We start from the raw sequence: 2,381 nt of genomic DNA on the forward strand, positions 1-2,381 counted from the left end.
GCCGCTCGTCCTATTACTACGCACCGGTGCCGGAAACGGACGAGACGCTGGCGCTGATGACGGTGATCGACGAGACCTTCATGGAATGCCCATGGTACGGCAGTCGCCAGATGGCGCGGCACCTGCGGCGTGCCGGACACGAGATCGGTCGCAGGCGGGCGCGGCGGCTGATGGCGAAGATGGGGCTGACGCCGATCTACCAGCGGCCACGCACGAGCGATCCGCACCCACAGCACCGGGTCTATCCGTATCTGCTGCGCAAGCTGGCGATCGAGCGGCCCAACCATGTCTGGTGCGCCGACGTGACCTACATCCCGATGCGTCGGGGCTTCCTCTACCTGGTCGCGATCATGGACTGGGCCACACGCAAGGTCTTGGCCTGGCGGCTGTCGAACACGATGGATGCCGGCTTCTGCGTTGCGGCGCTGGAGGAGGCGCTGGCCCGCTACGGCAAGCCCGAGATCTTCAACACCGACCAGGGCAGCCAGTTCACGTCGCAGGCCTTCACCAGCGTGCTGCGCGAGGCCGAGGTCCGCATCAGCATGGACGGCCGGGGGCGGTGGATGGACAACGTCTTCATCGAGCGGCTCTGGCGGTCCCTGAAGTACGAGTGCGTCTACCTCCATGCCTTCGAGACCGGCTCCGAGCTGCGTGCTGGCCTTGGCCGGTGGATCACCTATTACAACACCCAGCGTCCGCACTCGGGCCTAGCCGGACGAACCCCGGTGGAGGCCTATCGGCGGATCGGGCAATCAGATCATGGGGGGCATGCCCCCCATGATCTGATGATCAAGAAGGCGGCATAACGACAACCGGGATTAGCTTAACTCAGCCGCCAAACTGTCCAGGAAGGCGGGACCACCTCAGAGATAAATACTTGGACTTCAGGAGATCCCGCTCCGTGACATGTCCAAAGGCCTTCTTAAATTGACTACCGAGTGCTTCGAGAAAAAATCTGCTCCATTTTGAAGGTAGGTCGCTGAATAAAAATACACGGCCGGCGATGAGAGGATCTACAAGGCTTTTTTCTGCCCGATGATGTATCCTTTCGTCGTGAAGGCGGATCTCTTGATCAAAAGCTCCTTCCTTCAAAACATGAAGGGGGATTCTCAAGCGTTTTGCCAGTCGGGTCCGGTTGACAGTTAATTGATTTCTGTTGAGCTCAGGGTCAGTACGCAGCAAGTCAATTAAGCGGTGGAGGTCATTATCGAGCTGAGCAGGCCTGTAATTTTCGGCCAATATCCGCTCATCAAACTCGTCGAAAAGCGCCTTAATTCTCTCGTAGCGGACTAAGTAGGTTCCGCCCTTAAGGTTAAATGCATCTTGAAACTGCTTACGGTCCAGTTGACCATTGCGTATCCGCAGCGTTTTTTGCTCGTAGTGTTTCTCAAGCCAAAGCCTCATCTCGTCCAAGCGAGCCTCAACCTTGGAGGTACTACCATATTTGGAGTTGAGTTCGTCGACTACGATGCTGGAATGCAGACGATAGGGCTTAACATTGAGAAGTCGGGCGTAATGAGGGTAGTCTAGGCCCTGTTGACAAACTGATTGGTCCAGAGGCGGGCGGCGGCGATATGTATGAAGCCGAGATAGCTTGCTGAGGTTTTGTCGTATCGGGTTGCGAGGCGGCGCGAGCATTTGAGCTTGGCGAAGCACCGCTCAATACGGTTCCGCAAGGCGTAGGTGACGGTGTCGTGCGGGATCGGCTCTTTGCGATTGGCCTTGGCCGGGATCACTGGTGTTCCGCCACGCTCGGTGATCGTTGCCCGGATATGATCGCTGTCATAACCCCGGTCAGCCAGGAACACGCGAGCCGTCGGCAGGTCATCGTCGACCAGAGCATCGAAGCCTTTGAAGTCAGATACTTCACCTCCCGTTACTTCCGCCCGGACAGGGAGGCCGTGAGCGTTGGTAATGAGATGGATCTTGGACGTGAAGCCACCTTTTGAACGGCCAAAACCCTGTCTTTGAGTCCCCCTTTTGCGCCCGCTGCCAAGTGGTGCGCGCGGATCACGGTGCTGTCGATCATCTGGACGCTGTCTGGCGCTGCGCCGCTATCGTTGAGGGCATCGAGCACCAGTTCCCAAAGTCCGGCCAGGGTCCAGCGCCGGAACTGGCGATACACGCTCGACCACTTGCCGAACTCTTCAGGCAGATCACGCCAGGCAGCACCGGTTCGAGCAATCCAGAAAATACCATCGAGAACAAGGCGGTGGTTGGAGGCCGGGCGACCGCCTTGCCCCCGGATCGCTATCAAAAAGGGTTCAAAGAATGCCCACTCGGCATCCTCCATCAGCAACCGCGCCAAGATAACCTCCGCAAAAGCTATCTTGAATCACATCTCGCAGCGATTGTGAATCCAGTTTGTCAACAGGGCCTAG

Annotated in this window: 3 protein-coding genes; 1 reads left to right on the forward strand and 2 read right to left on the reverse strand. The window is 57.9% G+C overall.

The window, feature by feature from the left end; all coding sequences use genetic code 11:
* The coding region (locus tag A9D15_RS04510; protein WP_066762217.1) for an IS3 family transposase at positions 1 to 806 on the forward strand (806 nt) is incomplete at its 5' end.
* A gap of 22 nt (positions 807 to 828) precedes the next feature.
* Here the strand turns inward: A9D15_RS04510 and A9D15_RS04515 are convergent.
* Together A9D15_RS04515 and A9D15_RS16180 are read right to left on the reverse strand one after the other, a co-directional pair.
* A complete protein-coding gene (locus tag A9D15_RS04515; protein ID WP_156521646.1) occupies positions 829 to 1,413 on the reverse strand; it encodes a hypothetical protein in 585 nt (194 codons plus the stop codon).
* A 113-nt stretch (positions 1,414 to 1,526) separates the two neighbouring features.
* Positions 1,527 to 2,293, reverse strand: a protein-coding gene (locus A9D15_RS16180) for an IS5 family transposase (protein WP_425304720.1) whose coding sequence is annotated in 2 segments (ribosomal slippage) — positions 1,527 to 1,972 and positions 1,972 to 2,293 — 768 coding nt in all. Because the reading frame shifts where the segments join, the coding sequence is not laid out codon by codon here.
* Between the last annotated feature and the right edge of the window lie 88 nt (positions 2,294 to 2,381).

This window comes from Croceicoccus pelagius (assembly GCF_001661915.1).
Taxonomy (GTDB): domain Bacteria; phylum Pseudomonadota; class Alphaproteobacteria; order Sphingomonadales; family Sphingomonadaceae; genus Croceicoccus; species Croceicoccus pelagius.